Below are 22,511 nucleotides of genomic sequence, written 5' to 3'. Positions count from 1 at the left end.
CGGGATGCGGTCGCTCGTCGATCCCGTGCCGCGCCGCGGTTCCTTCTCATCCCGCCGGGGAGATGCGGTACAGGGGCGGGTTGGACATGAACGCCTCCGGCGTCACGGACAGGGACTTCTTGAGCGCGTAGGCGGTCTGCGGAACGCTCCAGGTGGCGCTCCAGGCCTGGTCGACGAGGTATTTGTTCAGGCTCTTGAACGCCTTGTCCTGCTCACCGCCGGTCAGCCGCTGGGTGTCGGCGATCAGGCGGTCCACCTCCGGGTCGCTGTAGTGGTACGGATTCCACGCCGCGTCCTTGGCGATGGTGGACCGGACGGTGTCCCACGGCCGTCGCGCGCTCAGCCGGAAGTAGCTGAGCGGGACCTCGGCGCTCTGCAGGGACGTGAGGATCTGGGCGACCGGGATGCTCTTGGGGGTGAGGGTGATCCCTACCGCGGACAGGTACTGGGTGATCGCGGCCTGGGCCGCCGGGAACAGGGTGGAGAAGTCGAGCTCGTCGCAGCTGAAACCGTTCGCGTACCCGGCCTGCGCCAGCAACTGCTTCGCCTTCGCCGGGTCGTACGGGTACCTCTTGTCCAGGGACTTGTCGTAGGCCGAGCTGTCGGGGTGGAACAGCTGCTCCGTGGGGGTGGAGAAACCTCCGCCGAGCTGCTTGGCGATCGTGGCCCGGTCGAAGGCGTAGTTGATGGCCTGCCGGACCCGGACATCACCGAGCGGCTTGCAGACCGTGCCTCCGCGGTCCCACAGGTAGAGGCCCTCGATGTCCCCGGTGAGGACCGGCGAGGCGTTGAAGCCCGCGCCGCGGAGGCTTTCCATCCGGCCTGGCGCGACCTCGGCGGCGTCCACCTGCCCGCTGCGCAGCGCGTTCTCCCGGGCGGTCTGGTCGGCCAGGACCTTGATGACGACCTTGTCGAACGGGAATGCCTTGGCGTTCCAGTACTTGGGATTGCGTATGAAGGTGTACTGACTGCCCACGGTGGTACCAGGCCCGCTGAGCGTGTACGGGCCGGACCCGACAGGCTTCGTCTTGATCGACCCGTCGGAGATCGCCCTGGGACTCGCGATCATTCCAGGGCTCTGTCCCAGGTTCCCGAGGAAGGACGGGTCGGGCTCGGAGAGCGTGATTCGCACCGTGCCGGCATCGACGGCCTCGGCCTTCCGCACGTCCCGCAGCGCCGCGGCGGCCTCGCCCGTGCCGTCCTTGGTATGCAGGAGGTTTGTCACCACCGCCGCGGCGTCGAGCGGGGAGCCGTCGGTGAAGGTCACTCCCGAGCGCAGCGACAAGGTGAGCACCGTGTTGGTGGCGTCCCATTCCCAGCGCGTGGCCAGGTTGGCCGTCGGGTTCGCGTTCGGGTCCAGCCGGATGAGCGAATCGTAGACAGCCTCGTAGTACTGGAGTTCGGCGCCGTTGAGACCGGCGCCCCGCAGATCCCACGGATTCGGGGCGATCGTCGCCCCGAGAGTGAGCGTGCCACCGGACGCCCTGCCGCCCGATGACGTGCCGCCGCCGCTGCTGCCGCCGCCGCCGCAGGCGCCGGCCGTCAGCGCCAGCGCCGCGACCAGTGCCACCGGTAAGAGTCTCAGCCTTCGCATGTGATCTCCCTCGAAGAGTCTCGGTGCCGTGCGACGTGGGTGGGCGATGCGGGGCCGCGGTCCCGGCGGGGCGGTGGGGCTGGGCCCCCGCCCCAGCAGGGAGCCGACGGGTTCACCCCGGCACCGCCGTCAGGTGGCCCTGCGCGATGCGGCGGATGTTCTCGACGTTGCTTGCCGGCAGAACGGAGCCGAGCGTCTCGATGAACTGGCGCAGCGGCATTCCGTGCAGGCCCTTCGATCCCTCGGCCTGCGCGGTCATGCCCATCTCGGCCAGCAGCGGCGCGAGCGCTGTCGCCAGCGCTTCGTCGAGCTGTGGGCCGACGTCGGGATGCGCCGCCCATTCCCCGATCAGCGAGTCGATGGACAGGTCGGGGACGAACCGGTCGCCCTCGAGCGTGATGCGGCGTTCCACCAGCACGTTCTCCGCGTCCCGGCAGACCTGGATCCAGTGGTCGCCGGGGGCCACCACCCACTGGCCGTGCCGCACGTCCCAGTAGGCGAAGGCGCGTCGGTCCAGCTCGAACGAGACGACGCCGCTCTCGCCAGGGGCCAGCCCGATCCGGCGGAAGGCACGCAGCTCACGGGTAGGGCGGCGGACCGGTCCGGCCTGCGTGGCGACGTAGACCTGGACGACGTGGGAGGTTTGCCGCTCGCCGGTGTTGCGCACCTGGACCTCGACGCGGGCCCCGTCGATGGCCAGCGGTTCGACGGTGAGGCCGATCGTCTCGACCCGTCCATACCCCAGCCCGTGGCCGAACGGATAGCGGGCTGGAACGTCGGCGGTGGTGTGGTAGCGGTAGCCGACCATGACACCCTCGCCGTAGCGGACAGCCCCCTGTTCCCCGGGATAGTTGAGGAACGCCGCGGTGTCCTGGACCCGCCGCGGAACGGACTCGGCGAGCCGGCCCGACGGCTCGGCCACGCCCACTAGGACGTCCGCGATCGCCCCGCCGCCGGCCTGTCCCAGCAGGAACGCGTCGAGGATCGCGTCGACGTCGTCGTGCCAGCCCTCCAGGCTCACCACACCACCGTGCGAGAGCACGACCACCGTCCGCGGGGCGGCCGCGGCGACGGCCCGGATGAGTTCCACCTGCTCCGCCGGAAGGTCCAGGGTCTTCCGGTCGAACCCCTCCGACTCCGCGCCCTCGGTGAGCCCGGCCATGACCACCGCGACATCCGCGCCGCCCGCCACCGCGACGGCTTCGGCGCGCAGCGCCTCGGCTCCGGTGGTGTCGTTCCGCGACGCGAACCCCCGCGCATGGAGCACCTGACCACCCCGGGCTGACACCGCCGCGGTGATCTCGTCCAGCGGCACGTCCACCCGGGACGGGTTGACCTTGGAACTGCCGCCGCCCTGAAGCCGCGGCTCGGTCGCGAACGCGCCGACGACGGCGACGGTCAGCCCGCCGGCCAGGGGGAGCACGGCACCGTCGTTCTTCACCAGCACCATGCATCGGGGGCCCAGCCTGCGCGCGAGGTCGTGGTGGGCGTCCAGGCCCGCCGTCACCTCGCGCCGGTCGCCCTGAGCGGGCCGCCGCCGCAGGCCGGGCCGGCCTGGCCTGCGCACCAGTCTCAGCAGGCGGGTGATCGCCGTGTCCACCAGCGCCTCGTCGCAGTCGCCGCGGCGCACCGCGTCGAGCACCGCCTCGTCGCCTCGCCCGCCGTCGTAGGGCATCTGCAGGTCGAGCCCGGCGGCCAGGGCGGCCACTCGGTCGTGCACTGCACCCCAGTCCGAGATGACGACGCCCTCGAACCCCCACTCCTGCCGCAGCACCTGCGTGAGCAGCCAGCGGTTCTCGGAGGCGTAGACGCCGTTGACCCTGTTGTAGGCGCACATGACCGTGGAAGGCCGGCCCTGTTTCACCACCTGTTCGAAGGCGGGCAGGTAGATCTCGCGCAGTGTCCGTTCGTCGACCTCGGCGCTCACCTGCATCCGGTCGGTCTCCTGGTTGTTCACCGCGAAGTGCTTGACCGACGCGCCGACGCCGTTGTCCTCGAGCCCTCGCACATGGGCCGTGCCGAGCTCGCCGGACACCAGCGGATCCTCGGAGTAGTACTCGAAGTTCCGTCCGCACAGCGGGCTGCGCTTGATGTTCACGCCAGGACCGAGGACCACGTCGACGCCCTGCACGGACGCCTCAGCCGCCAGCGCGGCACCGACCGCCCGAGCGACCTGCGGGTCCCAACTCGCACCGACCGCCACCGCCGGGGGAAAACAGGTCGCGGGGACCGAGTAGAGCAGCCCCAGATGATCCCCGTCGTCGCCCTGGTGGCGCAGCCCGTGCGGGCCGTCCGCCACCGTGACGGGGGCGAGGCCCGCCGCTGGCAGTGCCTTCGTCTGCCACAGGCCCTCACCGGACAGCAGCGACACCTTGTCCGCGAGGGGGAGAACCGGCGGACCGGCTTCCTCCACCACGTCTTCCGTCAACACGCCCTCCGTCTTTCTCCACGAACGGTCCAAGGCCCACCCCGCGACAGCGACCGACAGCCGGTGGTCGACGTCGTTGTCCGCTCTCGTCGGGACGGTGATCTCACGGTCCTGGTGGTCCTCAAATCCCCTTCCTCGCGCCTGCTCGCCGCGGTCGAGAGGCGCGACGCGCCTACGGTCAACAAGATCATCATTGCTCGCATCTGCCGTGAGTTCGGCTGGCGCGTGCGTCCAGTCGGGTCGGCGCGCAGGGGCGACGGCGGCCGGAATGTCGGGTGTGACCCTGACGGCTCGACGCGCGCCGCGCCCGGAGGGTCAATTACGATCAAGCTAGTTTCTGTCGGCCGTCAGAAAATATGGCAGGTTCAGGGGATGGTCAAGCGCGTAACCTTCAGGCGGAGGCGTAAGGGGTGGGATGAGCGCAGGGGACGGCAAGGCTGGCCAGCGAAGACGGCCCGGCCGGCCGGCCCGGATCGGCCGGGCGCAGATCGTCGCCGTGGCCCGGAGCCTCGATCCGGCCAAGCTGACCATTCAGGCGGTGGCCGACCAGCTCCAGGTCGAGCGGTCGGCCGTGCACTACCACGTCAGCGACCGCGAGCAGTTGCTGGCGCTCGTGGCCAGCGACATCTTCCAGTCGGAGGTGGAGCTGCACGAGCTCCCGGTCTCCGACAACTGGAGGACCGTGCTGCGGGACCTCGCGTTCGCGACACGAGACGCCGTGGTCAAGGTGGGCGTCCTGCTCCCCTACTTCCACATGCAGCGGGTCGACGGGAACACGATCATCCGGTCGCTGGAGCAGACGCTCGGCGTGCTGCGAGAGGCCGGGCTCACGGAGGTGGAGTCCGTGCGGGCCATGGTGTTCGTGAGCCAGATCGCCTTCGCCTCCGCGCGTGACACGCTCCTGATGTCACCAGACGCCACGCATCCACAGATCCAGGAGCTCAAAGACGTGCTGGCTGAAATGGAGCCGGCCGAGGCTCCCCACGTCGCCAACCTGCTGCAGATCTGGGACGCACAGTCCGACACGCAACTCGATTTCAGCCTCGCCGTCTTCATCGAGGGCATGGAGGCGCGGCTGGCATCACGAGACATCGGAGTGGCGGACGGGGACGCTGCTCTGCCACCTGACTAGGGACCGAAGCGGACAGCATGTCTTCCGCGGCCCACCGACCGCGCGGTCACTACGCCCGGACGGCCACCCGGCGGCCGGCTCGTAGGCCCGGCGCCTGGGGACAGGCTTCCGAGGGGTTATGCGCGGGTCGAAGCGGCGGCGGCGGCATATCGCTGGGTCTCCCGCTGACGTTTCGCGGGCCGGTTCGGAAATGGCCTTCGGGCCGGCCTTTGACGCGTCGCCGCCCCTACTTTGACGGAACCTCGCACACGCGTTGTGACGGAAGTGGCCTCCTGCTCGGACAATGAAAGCGCCAACCCACATTGTCCAAAAAAAACAGAAGGCCACCGCGTGCCATCATGCCAGCCTGCCCCCGGCGTGTCCACCGCCCTGTTCGACTGCGAGCAGTGTGACATCTCCAGCCTGCTCGCGATGCTGGGTCAGCTTCCTCATCCCCGAGACCAGCGTGGACAGATCTACAGCATGTCGTTCGTGCTGGCTGCGACGCTCGTTGCGACGCTGACGGGCGCGAAATGCCTGCGCGAACTCGGCAGCAGAATCGCCGACCTGTCGCAACCGCTGCTCGCCCGCCTCGGCGCACCACACGACCATTTCCGCGGGATCTACCGGACGCCCTCCGAAAAGACAGTCCGCATGCTCCTGAAGACGATCGACAGACGAGTCCAGTATGTGCCGCAATGTCGGCGTGCCACATGCTTTGTGCCGCAAGTGGCGCACCTGACACTGAGTTCCTATCGACGAAGTCCCTGGCGACCGCGAGCCAGGTCCGTTCGGGCACCGGCTCCGGCTGGGGCAGGGCACGCCGCTCGGAGACCGGCAGTCCGGTTTCGATGTCGAACGCCTCGCCCTTGCGCACGGCTGTGAGGATCTCGGCGCGACGTGACTCGGCGGCCGCCTTCGACGGGAAGCTGCGGGTGTTGGAGCTGGGCCGGCCCGCGACCTGCCAGCGGCCTGCCAGCTGGAACCGTTCTTCAGGCGCATCTCGCGGACGGACCAGACTCGCACGTCGAACGTGGTTGGCCGTTCCTCCCCCTCCGGCGGGTGCGAGTGGTGCGAGTGGCAACCGGGGAGCCGACAATCTCACCTCGCTGCTCGGCGGGCTGAGCGCTCGAGGCCCTGCTCCGTTAGCGGCACAGCCAGAGCGCCCTCTGGGGCATACGGAAGGCCGGCCCGGTGGAAAGGAGTCGCTCACACGTCGCCTTCGCCGGCTACCAGAACGAGGTCTGGTCTGCGCACTGGAGACAGCCGCGGCTGCATGGCCGGTGTCTGGCGGACCACGCCAGCGATCCGGTGGTCCGCGCGGGTCTGGAGCACGGCCCGGAGGCGGCTTGCTGGCTGCGTGGCGGACGGACGTCAGGCGGGCTCGGTTACGCCTGCGCGGTGCGGATGGCTTCGGCCAGCGGGGTGCTCGGGCGGCCGAGGAGGGTTTCGAGGTCCATGGAAGGGAGGTCCAGCTCGCCGCGGGCGATGGCCGCGTCCAAGCCGGCGACGAACGCGGCGAGACCCTCGTCGAGGCCCGCGTGCTCGTGGAGCGTCGCGGCGAAATCTACCTCGGACATGTCCTGGTAGAGGACGGTCGTGCCAGTCACATCGGTGATCGTCGCAGCGAGCTCGGCCATCGTGAACGCGGTGCCGCCGAGCTCGTAGACGTTGCCAACGTGGCCGTCCGCGGTGAGGACGGCCACCGCGGCCGCGGCGTAGTCAGCGATCGTCGCGGCGGCGATCTTCCCGCCGGCAGCGGCACCGACGATCACTCCTGTCGCCAGGTAGCGGGCCAGGTCGCGCGTGTAGTTCTCGGTGTACCAGCTGTTGCGCAGGAAGGTGTACGGCAGGCCGGACTCCTTGATCACGGCCTCGGTGGCCTTGTGCTCGACCGCGAGGCTGATCGTGCTCGTGTCGGCCCGGGCGATGCTGGTGTAGGCGATCCGGGAGACCCCGGCGGCTTTGGCGGCTTCGACGACGTTCGTGTGCTGGGCGGTCCGCTTGCCGACTTCGCTGCCCGAGACGAGGAGCAGCGCATCGACGCCGGTGAGGGCGGCTACCAGCGTCTCCGGCCGGTCGTAGTCGCCAAGCCGGATCTCTACCTCGCGCGCGGCGATCCCGGCGGCGCGCTCGGGGGAGCGAGCGAGACCGACGACGTCGGACGGCTTGACGCCAGCGGCTAGCAGCCCGTCGATGACCTGCAGGCCGAGGTGGCCGGTGATCCCGGTGACTGCGATCGATCCCATGGTGACTCCAGCGTCTGTGGTTGGGGCTTGGCGGTGGCGCTCGTTCTCCCAGGCCACGGTCCGGCGTCTGCCGTCGGGGCGACCTAGGGTTAGTGCTTGCAACGCCACAGCGCTAACTATTTCATAGTGCTATCGATCCTAAAGGAGCGGGGTCGTATCCTGGAAACCATGGCAACCGTGGGGACCTCGGCTGACGACGCGACGCGGGACGCCGTCGATCAGGTGGCCCGATCAAGCGTCCACGTTGGTGAGCCCGCGATCAGCGACGAGCTCGTCAGCGACGTGTTCAACCGCGCGTGCCCATCCCGGCGGGCCATGGAGGACGTGGCCGGCAAGTGGGGGATCCTCGCGATGCTCGCGCTCGGCGAGGGCTCCTACCGCTTCAACGCGCTGCGTCGGCGGGTTGACGGCGTCAGCGAGAAGATGCTCTCCCAGACGCTGCAGGTGCTGGAACGTAATGGCATGGTCGTGCGGTCGGTGGTGACGACGATCCCGCCGCGGGTCGAGTACACGCTGACCCCCCTCGGCACCCAGGTCGCCGAGCGGCTGCGCGCTCTCGCCGACCTCTTCGAGGGCTCCCTGGACGAGATCAAGCGCGCCCGCGCCACGTACGACACCGTCCGCGCCACCTGACACCCCCAACCACTCTGAGCTCCGGTCGCTGCAGGTCACGGGCGTGGCCAGGCTTCCTGAGTCGGAGACCTTGGGCTGAGCACTCCCTCTGATTGGTCCCGATCGCAGGCTGGGCCGTGGCGGTGTTGTTCACCCGACACCGTGAACCGGAGCTGGCGGGTCGGGGAATGTCGCGCGGCGGAGGGGTCATTGGCGTGGGCATGACGACGATCGGACTGATCGGAAGCGGGAACATCGGCTTGACGGTGGCCCGGCTGGCGGTGGCGGCGGGCTACGACGTGGTGGTGAGCAACTCCCACGGTCCCGAGACGTTGGCCGGGCTGCCGCGAAGGCCACGATCACCGCGTTCCTCGACGACCTCGGCTACGACACGGTGGACGCCGGCCCGCTTGCCGAGGGCTGGCGGTTCCAGCGCGACACCGCCGCCTACGCCGGGCTCTACTTCGGACCTGGCGGCAGCGGCGGCGACGCGGGAGTACCCGTCGATGCCGCCACCCTGCACGCCGCGCTCGCCACCGCCCGCCGCTACATCGCCGGAACGGCCGGCTGAACCCGCCGCGCCGGGCCTCCGCTGCGTCAGGCCGCGGGCGACGCGGCCGACGACGCCGTCCAGTGGCTCATCACCGGACGGAGGCTAGGTGAGCGCGCAAGCCTTCGCCGTAGGCGGTCGGCGTGCCCGAGTAGTCCTTGATCAACGCTGGGAAACGTCCGCAGTCGAAGGTGTTCCAGGCCCACCCCAGGTAGCTGTCGCCGTGGCTGTCGAGCCAGTTCATCGTCTGGTCGCTGAAATCGTGGTTGCAGTCGGTATCCCCGAACTCACCAGCGACTAGCGGGACGGTCGCCGACACTGGCGCGATCTGGGTGTCGAAACAGGACAGCGTCGCGCACCCGCCGAAGTCGTACATGTGCCAGCCGGCGGCCAGGTTGCCGGTCGGGTCCGCGGGCTTGTTCGCCAACCAGCCGGTGAGGTCGCCACCCCATCCGTTGCCGGTCGCGAGGACGATGTTCGTCGCTCCCGTGCCACGCACCGCATCGATCAGGTCCTGCATCCCGGCCACCTGGTAACCGGTGCCGCAGTCGCCGCCGTCGCGCCAACAGGCCCACGAAATGTCGTGCGGCTCGTTGTAAAGGTCGAACAGGACGGACGAGTTGCCCTTGAACGTGGTGGCGACCGACCGCCAGAAGTCGGGTGCGTGGTCGGCGTCGGCCATCTGCTGCTGGCCGGTGGCCTTCGCCGTTCCCGGAGCGGACCAGTGCAGGTCGAGGACCGCGGCCATGCCGTGCGCGTTCAGCCGGCCGACATAGTCGACGATCGCCTGCCGGTACACCCGGCCGGAGTACTGCGCGGGCGCGCCGTTGATCCCAAGCCAGCACGTCTCGTTCAGCGGGACCCGCACGACGTCGGCCTTCCAGGAGGCGATGGCCGCCACCGAGGCGTCGTCGCTAGGCCCGTCGAACAGCCCCCAACCCTGGATGCAGGCGTACTCGGTACCGGACCGGTCCACCCCGAGCAGCCGAACCGGCGACCCTGAGGTGTCGACGATGGAAGTGCCGGAGACCCGCAACCCGCTTACGGTCCCGGTGTCCGCGGCGGAAGCCGAGGGCGTGGCGGTCGAGGTGGACGGGGGCGCGGTAGGTGACGGACTGCTGGAGAAGGTCGTCGAGGTAGGGACGCCCGGTGTCGTCGGCACCGCGGAGGTGACGGTCGGGTTCGGCGTGATGACGGGCCCGGATGAGCCAGGTGCGACCGGCTCGCAGCCGGCGACCGCCACCACGGCGGCGCACGCGATTCCGAGCACCCAGGCTGGCCGGACCGACGGGCGGCGGCGCACCGCCCGGTGATCTTGGGTGCGCGCGGCCGACGTTCGTCTCATCTGTCGCTCCTGGGAGTCCTGTCAGTTTCGACGGATACGGGCCCCCCAGCCACGAGTCCCACAGAGCCGGTCGCTAGGCCGGACAAAATTTTTACCAATCGTATAAAACACCCAAAGCGACGTCCAGTCCACCCCTCCGTCGGATCGATCCACCGGACACGTGTAGCGTGCCAGAACTCGATCAAGGGCCGTGACCTGCGGTTTCGCTGGTCGGTCAGGCGGCGCGGTGGTATTGTTGATCACGCCTCCGAGGACCTTGTGGCGGCGGATCGGCCCGTCGGGTGGCGTGACGGTGGTAGGTCCAGCGTCGACGGACCAGGCGGCGATGCCAGGCCAGCAGCGTCGCCGGGGTCACCAGCCGGTGTGACCGGACCTCGCGGGGCAACAACCGGGCCAGCGCGGCCAGGAGGGCGCGGTCGGACCAGGTGAACCGAGGCCGACCGACCTGGCGGCGCAGCACCGCCAACTCCTGGCGCAGCACCAGCAGCTCCGCGGTCCGCGCCGCATCGCTGCGCGTCAGCAGGATGAGCCAGCCGAACACTCGGACCATGAACAGGTACATCAGCCGCACCACCATGAGCCACGATCCTGTATCGAGCTCCGCGGCAGCGAAGTTGCAGGTCAACGACCGAAATCGAGTTCTGGCACGGTACAGGGCATAGATTCAGGCTGTGCCAATACGCGATCTTGCCTACACCGTGTACGCCCGTCGGCTCCGCGCGTCGCTCAAGGGAGCCGAGCTACCGAGGCACGTCGGCCTGATCATGGACGGCAACCGCCGCTGGGCCCGCCAGATGGGGATGGCCAATCCCAGTCTCGGCCACAAGTTCGGCGCCGACCATGTCGAGGACGTGCTGTCGTGGTGCGAGGCGGCCGGGATCAAGCACGTGACCGTCTTCGTCTGCTCCACCGAGAACCTGGCCCACCGCGAGGATGCCGAGATCGCGTTCCTCATGCGGGTCATCGAGCAGGTTGTCTCCGACAAGATCGCGACTCCCGATCCGGCGTGGCAGATGCACATCGCGGGGCTGCTCGACGCGCTGCCGGACAGCACGGCCCGCGCGCTCAAGAACGCCGAGGAGGTCACCCGATCCTGCTCGACGGGGGCGCACGTCACCCTCGCCGTGGGGTACGGCGGCCGGCAGGAGGTCGTCGACGCGTTCCGGGCCCTCCTGCACGAGCAGGCCGAGACGGGCGGCTCGCTGGCCGACCTGGCCGAGACCGTCACCGCCGAGGACGTCGCCCGCCACCTCTACACGGCCGGCCAGCCCGACCCCGACCTGGTCATCCGCACCAGCGGCGAGCAGCGCATGTCGAACTTCCTGCTCTGGCAGAGCGCGTACTCCGAGCTGTACTTCTGCGAGGCGTACTGGCCCGCGTTCCGCGAGATCGACTTCCTGCGGGCGCTGCGCAGCTACGCCGCCCGTGGCCGTCGCCACGGCGCCTGACCTGGTGGCTTTCCGGCGGCCTGCCGGCTCTGCCGACGGCTCGCCGTCCGGTGCCACCGCCGGCGCGCGAAACCTCCAGGTGGACGACGCGCTGCGCGAGCAGCTCATCGTCGCGTGGGTCGACGGGCATGACGGGCCGGACGGTCTACCAGTTCCGCCCCATCGAACTGCAACGCCTGTAGGACTCTGTTGTCTTATTGCTGGGCGCTGAGGTCGCGTCTCCCGCGTGGTGATCGTGGAGGATGGCGCGGTGCGGCTGTCCCTGACCCTGGCCGCAGGAGGAGTCGGCCGATGTCGATGCAGCCGCGTCCGTGGCCGCGGGTTCCTGGTCCTCCGCTACGCACGTCGCGGGCCGTGAGCTGCGCCGTCGTCAGGACTGCATGCCGACATCGCAGCGCCTCGGTAGTGGGAGCTGCCCGGGGTGGCCGAGGTAGAAGCCCTGGACCTGGTCGACGCCGAGGTCGGCGAGAACGGCGAGTTCGGCGGCGGTTTCCACCCCCTCGGCCAGGACCTGCGCGTCGATCTCGCGCGCAAACTGGACCAGGGCGCTGGCGAGGGCGCGGCGGGTGGGATCCGTGTCGATCTTCCAGGTCAGTTCCCGGTCCATCTTGAGGATGTCGGGAGCCAACTGCAGCAGCCGGTTCAGCTCGGCGTTGGCGACACCGACGTCGTCGACCGCGATCCGCGCTCCCAGCCGTCGCAGATCGTCGAGCGCGGCGCGCATCGCCGGGTAGTCCTGGATGCGCTCGTGTTCGGTGACCTCGATGACGACCCGGTGGGCCGGCACGTCGGCCACGGCGTCGCGGACCCGGCCGGAGGCAACCACCGTCGGGGAGGCGTTCACGGCCAGCCACAGGTGGTCCGGTAGGAGAGGCAACGCGGCGAACGCCTTTGCGATCGCGGCGAGTTCGAGGTCGGTGCGCAGGCCGACGGAGGCGGCGGCGGTGAACCACGCCTCCGGGCCGCCGGACCCGGGCGGGAACCGCGCCAGCGCCTCCGCCCCGGTGACCTCCCGGGTGGGGACGGCGACAATCGGCTGGAAGAGCATGGTTGGGCGGTCGTGGATCGCCCTGCTGATCCGCTGGACCAGCAGGTCACGGTCCTCGCGCTCGCGGGTGAGGTAGGAGACGAACCGGGCGAGCACCTCGGCCAGCAGCGTCAGGAAACGCCCGTCGCGGTTGGACAGGCCCGGTTCGGCGTGGTGGCTCAGGCAGCACAGCATGCCGTAGACGCGCCCGTCCTCGAGCACGACCGGAGCGCCGACATAGGCCCCGATGTCGAACTCGTGGGTCAGCAAAAGAGCAGCGGTGCGCTCGTCCGCCCGCGCGTTGGGGATGACCGGTGGGAGGCGTCCGTCCAGAACCCGCGAACAGTACGAGTCGGCGTAGCAAGTGGTGGAACCGGGGCCGAGTCCGAAGGACTCCGCGTCGCCGTGCAGAGCTTCGATGATCTGGAGGTCGGGGGTGAACCGGGACAGCCAGGACAGATCCATCTGAAGATGGCGCCGCGCCAGCGACAGCAGCCAGGACACCGCCTCGTCCGGATCGAGGACAGCCCTGCGGCCACTGCGCTCCCCGTTCACACGAGCATCAGCCTCGGCCACAGCAGATCCCTCCGCACCCCGCTCGCGTCTAGTGTTCCCCGCCTACCCCGACCGACCCGGATGTCCGACCACGAACCTGGGCGGATACGCCGACCTTGGCCCGGACCCGGGTCCGTGCCACCAGCCTGAGGGTGCTGTCAGCGGGGGCGTACCTCCAGCGGCAGTCTGGCGACGCCGACCATCGTCCAGGGGTCGCGGTGGCGGACCGGCGGGTCCGTGGCGACGGCGATGTCGCGATAGCGGTCCAGCAGGATGCCGAGGGCGATGTTCGCCTCGAGCCGGGCCAGCGGGGCGCCCAGGCAGAAGTGAATGCCGTGTCCAAAGGTGAGGTGCGGGTTCGGCCGGCGGTGAAGGTCGAACCGCTCCGGGTCGGCGAACACCCGCTCGTCCCGGTTCGCCGCCGTGAGCCAGGCGACAACCAGCTCTCCCGCCGGGATGACGGTCCCACCGACGGCCGCGTCGATGGCAGCCCGCCGGGCCAGCCGGGGGAACGGCGTGCGCAGCCGCAGCGTCTCCTCGACCGCCGCGGGCAGCAGCGTGCGGTCGGCGCGTACCTGGGCCGCGGCGTCGGGATGCTCGTCGAGGCACAGGACGGTGTTACCGAGCGTCGCGGTGGTGGTGATGTGCCCGGCGATCAGCAGCAGCCCGACGAAGCCGACGATCTCCTCGTCCGCCAGCCGCTCGCCGTCCACCTCCGCCGCCACCAGCCGGCTGGTGAGGTCGTCGGCCGGGCGGGACCGGGCCGCTCGGATGCGGTCGAGCAGGTAGGTGTTCATCTCCCGGACCGTCGGCGCGGCCTCGCGCACCGTCTGTTCGGCGAGCCGGGGCAGGGACTTGTCCGGCCCGGTGTCCACCCGGTCGAACAGATCGTCGACCCAGCGGCGGAACATCGGCCGGTCGGCGGCCGGGAGGCCGAGCAGCTCCGCGATCACGATCACCGGCAGCGGGTACGCAAGCTCGTCGATCAGGTCGAGCCGGTCGCCGTCGCGCTCATCGGCCGCGTCGAGCAGCTCGGCCGTCACCGCGGCGATCCGCGGCGCCAGCCCGGCGACCGTCCGGGAGGTGAACACCCGGCTCACCAGGCCGCGCAGCCGGTCGTGCCGGGGCGGGTCCATCCGCACGAAGTTCCCGCGCGCGAACAGGTCCAGGTCCTGCTGCCGGGGCATGAGGTCACCGAGGTCGGAGGAGAACGTCAGGTGATCGGCCAGGACCGCGCTGACCTCCGGGTGCCCGAGCACCTGCCAGCACCGCTGCCGGTCGTCGTGATGCACCTGCCCCTGCTGCCGCGACCGTTCCAGCCAGGCCACCAGACCCGGCAGGGACCGCTCCAGCACCTCGGTTCCGGCCACACGATCACCACCCACCCACGGCCGCGGTCGCCCCGCCGAGACCGCATCGCTCGCCACCTCCAGGCGGGCCACGTCCTCGTCGTCCCCCGCCGGGCCGCCGCCCAACCCGCGGCAGCGAGCCACGCCCCGCGGCAGGACAGGGTGCCGGCGCAAGCCGGCATGATCACTGATCTGGTGTTTTGCGGTGGTGTGATCGTCGTCAGACCACCACCCGAGGAACGCCCCCATACTCACAGTTACGTCTGCGGAGACGGTGCATGCCGGTCGCCTCGAGGAGCCGCGGTTAGACGGCGGCGGCGAGCTCCGTGAACGTGGCTCAGCCGAATGACGGACACCGGCGACGATCAGCGTTCAGCTCGTCGCGGTGAAGACGTCCAGCGTGGGCAGCTGGGCGCGGCGGACGTCGGTGAACCGTGCGCGCAGGGCCCTCTCGACGCGCGCCAGGACGCTGGACGGAAGGATGAGTGGGCGTGCGTGCCGGGGTGGGGTGGTGCCGCCGTGCCAGGCGATGGTCACGGTGCCGCCGGGCCGCACGACGCGGTGCAGCTCGGTCACGCCGGCGTCGAGGTCGGGCCAGATCGCGACGTTGTTGACCGTGACGACCCGGTCGACGGCGCGGTCGGGCAGACCGGTCCGGTCCGCCCGGCCGAGCCGTAGGTCGACCCGGCCGGCGCGGACGGCGACACGGTTGCGGCGGGTCGCGGCGGCGCGCATGCCGGCGCTCGGGTCGACACCGATGATCTTCGCTGCCTCCGTGCGCTCGGCGAGGAGCCGGATGAGGCCACCGGGACCGTATCCGACCTCGAGTACGGTCTGGCCGGACCTGACGTCGATGTGATCCGCCACCTCGTCCTGCCGATTCATCCAGATCATCAACCGGCCCGCGAGCCGACCGCGCCATCCGGCGGGACGGGCGAAGACCGACTCGGACGGGCCACCGAGCACCCAGGAGTAGTCGTCCGGCGGCGGCCCGGCCGAGGGGCTAATACCTGTGGTGGTGGTCGTGGGGGCGGTGGTGTTGGTGTTCCGCATGAGATCGAGGCTGGCGGTTCAAGCTGGGTTGAAGTCAAATACCGTCATGGAGATGATGTCCATCGGCGAGACCGCGGCCCGGTTCGGGCTAAACGCCTCGGCGCTACGCTACTGGGACGAGCGCGGGCTGGTCCGGCCAGCCGCCAGGCGAGACGGCCGCCGGATGTATGGGCCGGCGGAGCTGCGCCGGATCGCGCTGATCCAGATCCTGCAGCAGGTGGGCGTCGGGCTCACCACCGCCGCGGCCGTGTTGGACGAGCCCGGCGGGGAGTGGCGCCAGGTGGTCCGGGACCAGATCGCCGAGCTGGACCGGCTCATCGAGCGGGCGACGCTGGCCAAGGAGCTGCTTGCCCACGCGCTCGCCTGCCCCACCGAGCGCCCCACCCGCGAGTGCGCGACGATGCTCGGCCTGCTTGACAAGCGCGTCGCCGGTGCCTCGTTCGAGCAACTCGTCGCCGACCACGGCCACCAGCCAGCATGCGCCCCATAGGCAGCCCGCTGGATCCCCGAATGGCTCTGACGCCCCTGTGTTGCCAGATGGCCGGGACGACCGGTGGGCCTGTGCGCGGGATGGCGTTCTAGGGCACTAATGCATCGAGCCAAGTCAGGTGATCTTGATCGTAGACTTTCTTGCAGCCTGTCCGCGCAGTACAAACGGATCAGCGCGGCCTGCAACAGTGCCACGGCTGGCCGAGTGCGTTAATGCGACGGACCCGCCTCGTCGGCCGGCACCGCCGAGGGCAGCCTCGTCTCGGTGTCGGTCGTCGGGGCCGGTTATCGTTGCCGGTCAGCCGCGGTGAACTGCGTCGTTCCGAGGACGGTGAGTAGTTCCAGCTGTTGTGCCGCCTGGCCGCCGACGCGGGGTGTACCAGACGAGGCGGTGGCGACCGTCTTCGCTGAGCATTCCGGTGCATTGCAGGTCGATGAGCCCGAGGGTGGGGTGCAGCACCTGGTGTGGACCGGGTGGTCGGGAGCGAGCGCGCGGAACAGCGCGTTCGCCCGCGCCTTGGACTCGTACCGGCCGACGGCCGCCAGCACTCCGGGCGGGGCCGGGACGATCGCCTCGAACGCCGGCGTGCGGCCCCACGGCAGGACGAGCTCCTCCCCGGCGACGATGCGGGCAAGCAGCTCCGGACGGTTCTGGATCGCCGTCGACATTCGGCCGCCCGGCGCGAGCCCGGTGAGGCACTCGACCTGGTCGTCCCAGCCGAGCACGGCGGCGACCTCGCGCAACCACCAGTCCCCGACTGCGTGGGGCAGCAGAACCATCGCGGGACTTGAACCGCAGAATGTGGCCAGGCACGAATAGTGGTCGGGCTCGACACTGCCGCGTGTCCCGGTGAACTGGCTGTTGAACTCGGCGACGTTGCCGACCTGGACGGTGCGCCTGCCGCCGCTCCAGGCCACCGACCACGACGGCTCCGGCCGGATCGGCCAGGCGAGGAACACAGGCAGAGCATCCCCCGGCTCGCCATCGGTGCCCCATGAGCGCCCTGGTTGCGTGGGCTCCGCTCCCATGGCTAGGTAGAAGCCACCGGCGTGCGGATCGGACCTGATCGTCACCTGGGCGAATCCCACCTGGCCGGCCTGCGCCAGAACCTCCTGCCACAGCAGGCGTCCCACCCCGGTGCCGATCACCCGGGGTTCGACGAAGAGCAGGCCCAGCTCGCCGTGTGGCGGCTCGCCTTCCAGCGTTGCCACGCCCAGCAGCGAGCCATCTCGTTCCGCGACGACCGTCCGCCGGGCTATCACATCCTCGGGCGCGATCCGTAACTCGTTCCGGCAGGCAGCCAGGAACGCCTCGTCGTATCCCCACGACGCCTTGGACCGCATTACCAGGTCGCTCAGAACGCCGGCCTCGCCCGGGCGCGCCGCCCGCAGCCGGATGCCTCCGTCTGGTCTCATCATCCGACAACGCGTCTCAGGTCAGCAAACCGGCTTTGGCCGCCCATGCGGCGAAGCCTCCCGGCCGGAAGGGGAGGTGGTACTCGCCAGAGATCAGGTCGCCGGCGAGCATGGAAACCAGTGTCGCCGACCACCACACCGGAGCTGCCAGGCGATCCACTGCGCCCACGCCTCGTCCTCGGGCGCGTACGACACGAACACGTCCCAGCCCGGCTCGACCCGTGCGCGCGGCCCACCCCCGTCGGCCATACGATGATCCTCCCACCGCGAGTCAGCTTGTCCAGCCTTCGTTGGAGAAGATCGAGATATTCTTGGGATACCACAATTTCACGCGCCTCGAACCCGCGACATGATCAGCCAGTTCGACGGTCAGGCCGCGACTGCGATGCCCTCTGGTATCCGGATGGCGGCTTCACGCTGCCGAGATAATCCAGGACCGCCAAGCGGCTGCAGTCAAACCAAAGGAAGCGCGCCAGCATTTGGACTCGCGGGAATCCGAGCGTTCACCGAATCCGAATCCGAATCCGAAGCGGATGGCGATTGGCCCGAACGATCGTTACCGGCGCCTCGGCGAGCGCCCGCGGTGCGAAACCATGGCCGGCGCTCCGACCCGGTCCCGCCAACCTGGAGAAACTGAGGACAGGACAACCACGCATACCGAGCCCCCCGATAAGCCGTCACGTGATCTTCACGGTGGCCACATAGTAGCTCAAGATCCACGCGGATGCGACGGCTTCACCGCATTCGGTGACATCGCTGGCGGGATACTGACGCACGGAGCGGCCAGGAACGCGACGGCTGCATCCCTCACGCGCAGGACTCGTCGTCTATGACGTGGACCGGACCTGCCCGCGACACACCCCAGCCAAGTTCACCGCCAGGGTACATGATCGTCGCGCATCTTCTGCATCCCTTCAGGGCGGTCGACGTTATAGGTCTGTATTTTGGGCCCGCCGCGCGCCGTCTGGCGGAAGTGAACCAAAGAAGAATTTCTCCTGGACATAGGCTACGGGCGTGTCATTTCGGCACAACAACGCCTGCGTGGCGATCGCGTGGCCATGGGAAGTGTGGCCATACCCGCCGTCGTTCGAAATCGTCATTGCGAGCATCCGACGCTGGATTCCCTCCGCCTGTAGAGCCCGACCAAGAGACACGTCCGTGGCGGTGAGCGTGGCGCGCTCCCGCGTGGTCACCCGGTCGAGCAGCACGGTCGAGAATGCGAAGCCTACGCTCTCACCCTCGACATGCATCCGGATCCTGCGGTGCTGGACACATGCGTTGTCGACGCAACGAAGTAGTACCGCGAGTCCAGGCGAATGGTGTTCTCGACCGAGTGCCCTTACCGGGTACGACGAGTCCTCCTGTATCAATCGAACCGCGCGATCCATGATCTCAACGGTGATCTCCCGTCCATACCATTGCGCCAGGATCTCCGTTGCCAGCAGCGCTGAATCCCGCAGTAGATCCGCCGGCCGTGGCGCGTGACGGCAACCGGCTGCCGTGTCCTGCCGAGTCTCCCGTCGGGCCGCCTCGTCATCCCCAACGGTGTTGATCACCTTTTCGAGCGGGTCGACATGCACACGATCAATCACGGGCAGCTTTCTTCCGCTTGATCTTCCAGCTCACATCGAAGTCACTCTGCGTGACATGACGGCCCGGATCGCGTTGGCGGCATTTCGGTGCATCCGGGCTTAGCCTGGGCGAGCTCGCCCATAATTTCTCGCCGGAATGCGTGATAGTCGACTTCGATCGCGTGCCGGGGCGACGGATCGGGCCGAGAATGCGCGTGCGCGACTTCGCGGCGGATGCGCGTATCGATGTCGGACGGGCGTCTCACCCGCCCGCTGATCTGCAGCGCCGCGAGGCGTGCCTGGTAGTCGGCGAGCTGCCAGATGCAGCCGATCGGCTGGAACAGGCCGATGAAGAAAAGGCTGGGTATCGTCGGATGCATCATCTTCAGATAGAGTGGCGGCGTCTTGGCCCTGTCCCAGCCGGCGATCCGCTCGGACAGGAACGGGAAGCTCGTGCGAAAGCCGGTTCCCATGATGATGGCGTCGAATTCTTCCTGCGTGCCGTCGGTGAAGTGGACAATGTTTCCGTCATAGCGCTCGATGCCGCGGCGCGCGACGAGCCGGCCATCGCGTAGCGCGTCGAGTACGCTGGAATTCAAGGTCGGGTGTTTCGCGAGCGGCGCTTTGGTCGGGGTCTGTAGACCGTATTCTTCCCATCTGCCGATCACGAGCCGCAGCCAAAGCTTCAGTGCCGACTGGAGTAGCGGTTTTGGAATCTTGCCGTGCCAGAACTCATAGAGGACGTCCATCGGCTTCCCGGACATGAGTTTCGGAATGAAGTAGGTCCCCTCGCGCATGCTGAGCGCGGCCCGCGAGGCGAGGTGGGCGACGTCGACGGCAATATCAGCGGCCGAGTTTCCTGCGCCGACCACGAGCACGCGCTGGCCGCGGAACGGCTCGGGGCGCTTGTAGGCCGAGGAGTGAACGATCTTGCCTGTGAACGTGCCCGGGTATTCAGGCACGAGCGCTTCGCGGTGGTGGCCGGAGCAGACCAGCAAGCTGTCGAAAAGTTCAACCCTTGTTTCGCCGTTCGTGATGACACGCACCGCCCATCGGCCGTCGGCGCCGAGCGTGCATTGCTCGACATACGAACCGAGGCGGATGTGCGGCTCGAGCTGAAACGCTCTTGCATATTCGGTGAAGTAGGCAAGCAGCTGCCGGTGCGAAGGAAAGTCCGGGTATTCTTCCGGCATCGGAAAATCGGCGAACGATGACATGCGCCGGGACGAGATGATGTGCGAGCACTCGTAGACGCTGGCCCGATGGGGATCGTCGGTGTACGCCCAGTTGCCCCCTATGCCGCTGCTCTCGTCGTAGCAGACGACGTTGCGGCAGCCGACCTGAAGTAGGTTCTTCAGCGCGGTCAGACCGCAGGGGCCTGCGCCGATCACACAGATCCGCGTTTCGCCAGATGAATTCACGGCCTCGTGCGGGGTGCCGTCCTCAATCAGGTTCCGCTCGCGTGCCGCCGGGATCGCGCTCGCCGTCACCATTCCACTCGACGTCTCCAGCGGACACCAGTGGCGGCAACGGCGGCAACGGCGACAACGGCGGCAACGGCCAAAACCGTAGGTCGAACGGCAGCTCGCAAGGCGAGGCGCCGCGGCACTCGCCCGAGAACCGCCGCTCCTCCGCCGTGCACGCTGACAGAGACCCGCGGGCATTCGGGGAACATTGCGAGATACGCGGCCGTCCTTCTTGGTCCGCAGCCTGCTCCGCGGCGCCGCGGATCGCGCGACGGGCCGAGGCGACGATCTCGTTCAACCCGCGCGGACCGCGCGCGACCGGGGGAGCCCAACGTAGCGCGCGGCCAGGAGAATGTGCGCGAGGAGCGGCACGCGGCCATGGTGGTGGCCGATCAGATGCGGACGGCGACAAGGGTCGCGGCCAGCACGGCGGTCGCGAGCGAGAGGAGCCGCAGTCCGGTCTCGGCAGGAGCGGTGAGCCGCCTGGCGTCGAGCGGCTCCTTGCTCCCGTCGGCGAGCTCGAGCTCGCCGCGGACGGCGATCACCCGGCGTCGCACGTACCGCACGTGGTGCGAGAGCACGCGCTGGGCGAGCGAGAGCAGCACCGCAAAGACCGCGGCGAGCACAGTCACGGCTCGGATGTCGCCCGCGACGGCCGCGTAGCCGCAGAGCACGGGGAAGCCTCCCCACGCGAGCCCGAACCAGAGGTCGGAATGGAAGCGCCCGCCGGCGAGCTCGAGGTTGTACGCCAGCACCAGGAAGATCCCGAGGGGGATGAGGAGCGCGAGCCAGGCCTCGAAGGTATACGCGCCCAAGAGGCCGATCGTGCAGGCGCCCACGGTCGAGACGCCGGCGAGCGCGACGAGAACCCGATCAGGGATGTTGGTCCGTAGCGGTCGCCCGTTCAGCTCGTCGAGGGCGTGCGCGCCGACACCGACGGCGAGCGCGAACGCGGCGACGACGGCACCGAGCCTGTCCCAGGCAACGACGGGCGCGAGACAGCCGCCGATGACGACGTACGACAGGTGCCACGCCGTGTAAGGGGGATGGAGCAGCGTCACGTAGTCCCGCCAGCCGCCGTGCTCGAGCGCGTACCAGGCGGGACGGGAGACCGGCTGAACCTCCCGCGTCATGACGCCTTCGGCCGCACGATCGGGAGGGCTCACGTCTTCCGTCCCCAGATGACGGCGGCGCCGCCGAGGCTCAGCCGTTTCACCTCGACCCCGTGGAGGCCCGCCGCGTGCCACCACTCGAGCTGGTGCTCGAGCGGGTGGCGCTCCCAGAAGTCGCGGATCGAGCCACCGAGGAAGTCGCCGACCTCCCGCCAGCCGTTCCGGAGAAGGCGGCCGGCGAGCGGTAGCACCGCACGGACGTACAGATCCCACAGCGGGCGGGCGGCACCACTCGGGACGCCGAAGTCGAGCGAGGCGACGAAGCCACCCGGACGCACCACGCGCGCGAGCTCGGCCAGCGTCGCCGCGGGATCGGCGACGTAGCGAAGGAGGTACGTAACCGTGACGTGGTCGAAGCACTCGGAACCGAGCGGGAGCGCATCCGCCGAGGCATGGATCAGCTCGACCTCGTCGTCGAAGCGACGGCGCGCGACCGCGAGCATCTCGGGACTCTGATCGACTCCGGTCACTCCGAATCCCTGCCGCAGGAGTTCCGCCGCGACCAGCCCCGTCCCTGTCGCTACGTCGAGAACGTGACCGCCGCGCGGAAGGCACGAAACGAGGTAGCGGCGCCAGCGCGGGTCCTGTCCCAGCGAGAGCGTGGCGCCGACGCGGTCGTACGTCGGCCCGAGCGGTGCAAAAAGCGCGCGAGCTTGCTCTTCCAGGCTCCGTCCTGACATCCGTTCAATCACACCTTTTCGATCGTCGTGTCGGCTACCTGCCGGCAAACCTGCAATTTTGATCGGGTCACTGACTGAAGGCTGTCTACGTCGCAACCGCGCAACGCCTCGAGAGACGACTGAAAGCTGTTGCTGACCAAACAGCGCAGGACCGGACCGTCGATATCCACCTCGCTGAACCCTACGCACGCTTGGCCAGCGGGGGCACGGGCGCAGACGAAACTGACCTCGACTCGTTGTATCGGTGGCTCCGCGGTCACACTCGTCAGCCTAGGTGGCACACCGGGGCCGCCGACATCAGTGGAATTCGTGATGAGGTAGCTACTGTGGCCGGCCCGCGACGGTGTCCATTCAGGGGTGCACTCCTGAATGATGTTGGTTTAGGCGGTGATGGCG

21 protein-coding genes and 2 pseudogenes are annotated in these 22,511 nt (G+C 69.1%); 8 read left to right on the top strand and 15 right to left on the bottom strand.

Features of this window, described 5'->3' with window-relative positions; translation table 11 throughout:
• Window positions 1-46: 46 nt before the first annotated feature.
• Both QOZ89_RS25440 and QOZ89_RS25435 read right to left on the bottom strand, forming a co-directional pair.
• Window positions 47-1,594: an ABC transporter substrate-binding protein gene (locus QOZ89_RS25440; protein WP_312625744.1), complete on the bottom strand. Its 1,548-nt coding sequence runs from the start codon at window positions 1,592-1,594 to the stop codon at window positions 47-49.
• Window positions 1,595-1,706: 112 nt separating this feature from the next.
• Window positions 1,707-4,022 carry a glycoside hydrolase family 3 C-terminal domain-containing protein gene (locus tag QOZ89_RS25435; protein ID WP_312625742.1) on the bottom strand — a complete coding sequence of 772 codons (2,316 nt, stop codon included), beginning with the start codon at window positions 4,020-4,022 and terminating at the stop codon, window positions 1,707-1,709.
• Window positions 4,023-4,437: 415 nt separating this feature from the next.
• Between QOZ89_RS25435 and QOZ89_RS25430 the strand changes: the two genes are divergently transcribed.
• Window positions 4,438-5,154, top strand: a complete 717-nt coding sequence (locus tag QOZ89_RS25430) for a TetR/AcrR family transcriptional regulator C-terminal domain-containing protein (protein WP_071048113.1) — start codon at window positions 4,438-4,440, stop codon at window positions 5,152-5,154.
• A gap of 411 nt (window positions 5,155-5,565) precedes the next feature.
• Window positions 5,566-6,018: a transposase family protein gene (locus QOZ89_RS25425; RefSeq protein ID WP_312625784.1), complete on the top strand. Its 453-nt coding sequence runs from the start codon at window positions 5,566-5,568 to the stop codon at window positions 6,016-6,018.
• A 503-nt stretch (window positions 6,019-6,521) separates the two neighbouring features.
• On the opposite strand, the gene QOZ89_RS25420 is transcribed toward QOZ89_RS25425, so the two are convergent.
• On the bottom strand, window positions 6,522-7,382 hold the full coding sequence (locus tag QOZ89_RS25420) for an NAD(P)H-binding protein (protein ID WP_312625735.1): 861 nt from the start codon (window positions 7,380-7,382) through the stop codon (window positions 6,522-6,524).
• Window positions 7,383-7,550: 168 nt separating this feature from the next.
• Here QOZ89_RS25420 and QOZ89_RS25415 point away from each other — a divergent pair, with 168 nt between their 5' ends.
• The 3 genes and pseudogenes from QOZ89_RS25415 to QOZ89_RS48370 all read left to right on the top strand — a co-directional run bounded on the left by QOZ89_RS25415 (window position 7,551) and on the right by QOZ89_RS48370 (window position 8,565).
• Window positions 7,551-8,015, top strand: a complete 465-nt coding sequence (locus QOZ89_RS25415) for a winged helix-turn-helix transcriptional regulator (protein ID WP_083418577.1) — start codon at window positions 7,551-7,553, stop codon at window positions 8,013-8,015.
• A gap of 167 nt (window positions 8,016-8,182) precedes the next feature.
• A pseudogene (locus QOZ89_RS48375) lies at window positions 8,183-8,284 on the top strand (NADP oxidoreductase); the annotation flags it as partial.
• Between the two features lie 104 nt (window positions 8,285-8,388).
• A complete protein-coding gene (locus tag QOZ89_RS48370) occupies window positions 8,389-8,565 on the top strand; it encodes a hypothetical protein (protein ID WP_241841701.1) in 177 nt (58 codons plus the stop codon).
• 70 nt (window positions 8,566-8,635) lie between these two features.
• Here the strand turns inward: QOZ89_RS48370 and QOZ89_RS25400 are convergent, their stop codons facing one another.
• Window positions 8,636-9,580: a glycoside hydrolase family 5 protein gene (locus QOZ89_RS25400; protein ID WP_312625733.1), complete on the bottom strand. Its 945-nt coding sequence runs from the start codon at window positions 9,578-9,580 to the stop codon at window positions 8,636-8,638.
• Here QOZ89_RS25400 and QOZ89_RS25395 point away from each other — a divergent pair.
• Window positions 9,558-9,857 (top strand): hypothetical protein, encoded by a 300-nt coding sequence (locus tag QOZ89_RS25395; RefSeq protein ID WP_131803970.1) that lies wholly within the window; start codon window positions 9,558-9,560, stop codon window positions 9,855-9,857. The genes QOZ89_RS25400 and QOZ89_RS25395 overlap by 23 nt on opposite strands.
• Before the next feature lie 294 nt (window positions 9,858-10,151).
• On the opposite strand, the pseudogene QOZ89_RS25390 reads toward QOZ89_RS25395, so the two are convergent.
• Window positions 10,152-10,466: pseudogene (locus tag QOZ89_RS25390) on the bottom strand (integrase); the annotation flags it as partial.
• Window positions 10,467-10,560: 94 nt separating this feature from the next.
• On the opposite strand from QOZ89_RS25390, the gene uppS reads away from it, so the two are divergent.
• Window positions 10,561-11,337: a polyprenyl diphosphate synthase gene (gene uppS, locus QOZ89_RS25385; protein WP_071048709.1), complete on the top strand. Its 777-nt coding sequence runs from the start codon at window positions 10,561-10,563 to the stop codon at window positions 11,335-11,337.
• Window positions 11,338-11,707: 370 nt separating this feature from the next.
• On the opposite strand, the gene QOZ89_RS25380 is transcribed toward uppS, so the two are convergent.
• The 3 genes from QOZ89_RS25380 to QOZ89_RS25370 form a co-directional block, all read right to left on the bottom strand.
• Window positions 11,708-12,940, bottom strand: coding sequence for a sensor domain-containing phosphodiesterase (locus tag QOZ89_RS25380; RefSeq protein ID WP_071048710.1), 1,233 nt, complete (start codon window positions 12,938-12,940; stop codon window positions 11,708-11,710).
• 137 nt (window positions 12,941-13,077) lie between these two features.
• Window positions 13,078-14,289 carry a cytochrome P450 gene (locus QOZ89_RS25375; RefSeq protein WP_071048711.1) on the bottom strand — a complete coding sequence of 404 codons (1,212 nt, stop codon included), beginning with the start codon at window positions 14,287-14,289 and terminating at the stop codon, window positions 13,078-13,080.
• Window positions 14,290-14,640: 351 nt separating this feature from the next.
• Complete coding sequence (locus QOZ89_RS25370) at window positions 14,641-15,321, bottom strand: class I SAM-dependent methyltransferase (protein WP_083418579.1); 681 nt, start codon at window positions 15,319-15,321, stop codon at window positions 14,641-14,643.
• 46 nt (window positions 15,322-15,367) lie between these two features.
• Between QOZ89_RS25370 and QOZ89_RS25365 the strand changes: the two genes are divergently transcribed.
• Complete coding sequence (locus QOZ89_RS25365; RefSeq protein ID WP_071048712.1) at window positions 15,368-15,811, top strand: MerR family transcriptional regulator; 444 nt, start codon at window positions 15,368-15,370, stop codon at window positions 15,809-15,811.
• Window positions 15,812-16,095: 284 nt separating this feature from the next.
• Here the strand turns inward: QOZ89_RS25365 and QOZ89_RS25360 are convergent, their stop codons facing one another.
• The 7 genes from QOZ89_RS25360 to QOZ89_RS25335 form a co-directional block, all read right to left on the bottom strand.
• Window positions 16,096-17,229 (bottom strand): GNAT family N-acetyltransferase, encoded by a 1,134-nt coding sequence (locus tag QOZ89_RS25360; protein WP_071048713.1) that lies wholly within the window; start codon window positions 17,227-17,229, stop codon window positions 16,096-16,098.
• 13 nt (window positions 17,230-17,242) lie between these two features.
• Window positions 17,243-17,395 carry a hypothetical protein gene (locus QOZ89_RS25355; RefSeq protein WP_312625726.1) on the bottom strand — a complete coding sequence of 51 codons (153 nt, stop codon included), beginning with the start codon at window positions 17,393-17,395 and terminating at the stop codon, window positions 17,243-17,245.
• On the bottom strand, window positions 17,320-17,475 hold the full coding sequence (locus QOZ89_RS47605) for a TIR domain-containing protein (protein ID WP_397428840.1): 156 nt from the start codon (window positions 17,473-17,475) through the stop codon (window positions 17,320-17,322). The genes QOZ89_RS25355 and QOZ89_RS47605 overlap by 76 nt, the downstream gene beginning before the upstream one ends.
• A 680-nt stretch (window positions 17,476-18,155) precedes the next feature.
• Window positions 18,156-18,818 carry a hypothetical protein gene (locus tag QOZ89_RS25350; protein WP_131803972.1) on the bottom strand — a complete coding sequence of 221 codons (663 nt, stop codon included), beginning with the start codon at window positions 18,816-18,818 and terminating at the stop codon, window positions 18,156-18,158.
• A gap of 41 nt (window positions 18,819-18,859) precedes the next feature.
• On the bottom strand, window positions 18,860-20,290 hold the full coding sequence (locus tag QOZ89_RS25345; RefSeq protein WP_157910492.1) for a flavin-containing monooxygenase: 1,431 nt from the start codon (window positions 20,288-20,290) through the stop codon (window positions 18,860-18,862).
• A gap of 365 nt (window positions 20,291-20,655) precedes the next feature.
• Window positions 20,656-21,396: a UbiA family prenyltransferase gene (locus QOZ89_RS25340; RefSeq protein ID WP_071048715.1), complete on the bottom strand. Its 741-nt coding sequence runs from the start codon at window positions 21,394-21,396 to the stop codon at window positions 20,656-20,658.
• 29 nt (window positions 21,397-21,425) lie between these two features.
• Window positions 21,426-22,115 carry a class I SAM-dependent methyltransferase gene (locus tag QOZ89_RS25335; RefSeq protein WP_071048716.1) on the bottom strand — a complete coding sequence of 230 codons (690 nt, stop codon included), beginning with the start codon at window positions 22,113-22,115 and terminating at the stop codon, window positions 21,426-21,428.
• Window positions 22,116-22,511 lie beyond the last annotated feature (396 nt).

Origin of the sequence: Pseudofrankia coriaricola (assembly GCF_032027725.1) — a bacterium.
Lineage (GTDB): Bacteria > Actinomycetota > Actinomycetes > Frankiales > Frankiaceae > Pseudofrankia.
Note: the sequence above shows the minus strand (reverse complement) of the source record. Positions and strands in the feature narration are given on the sequence as shown.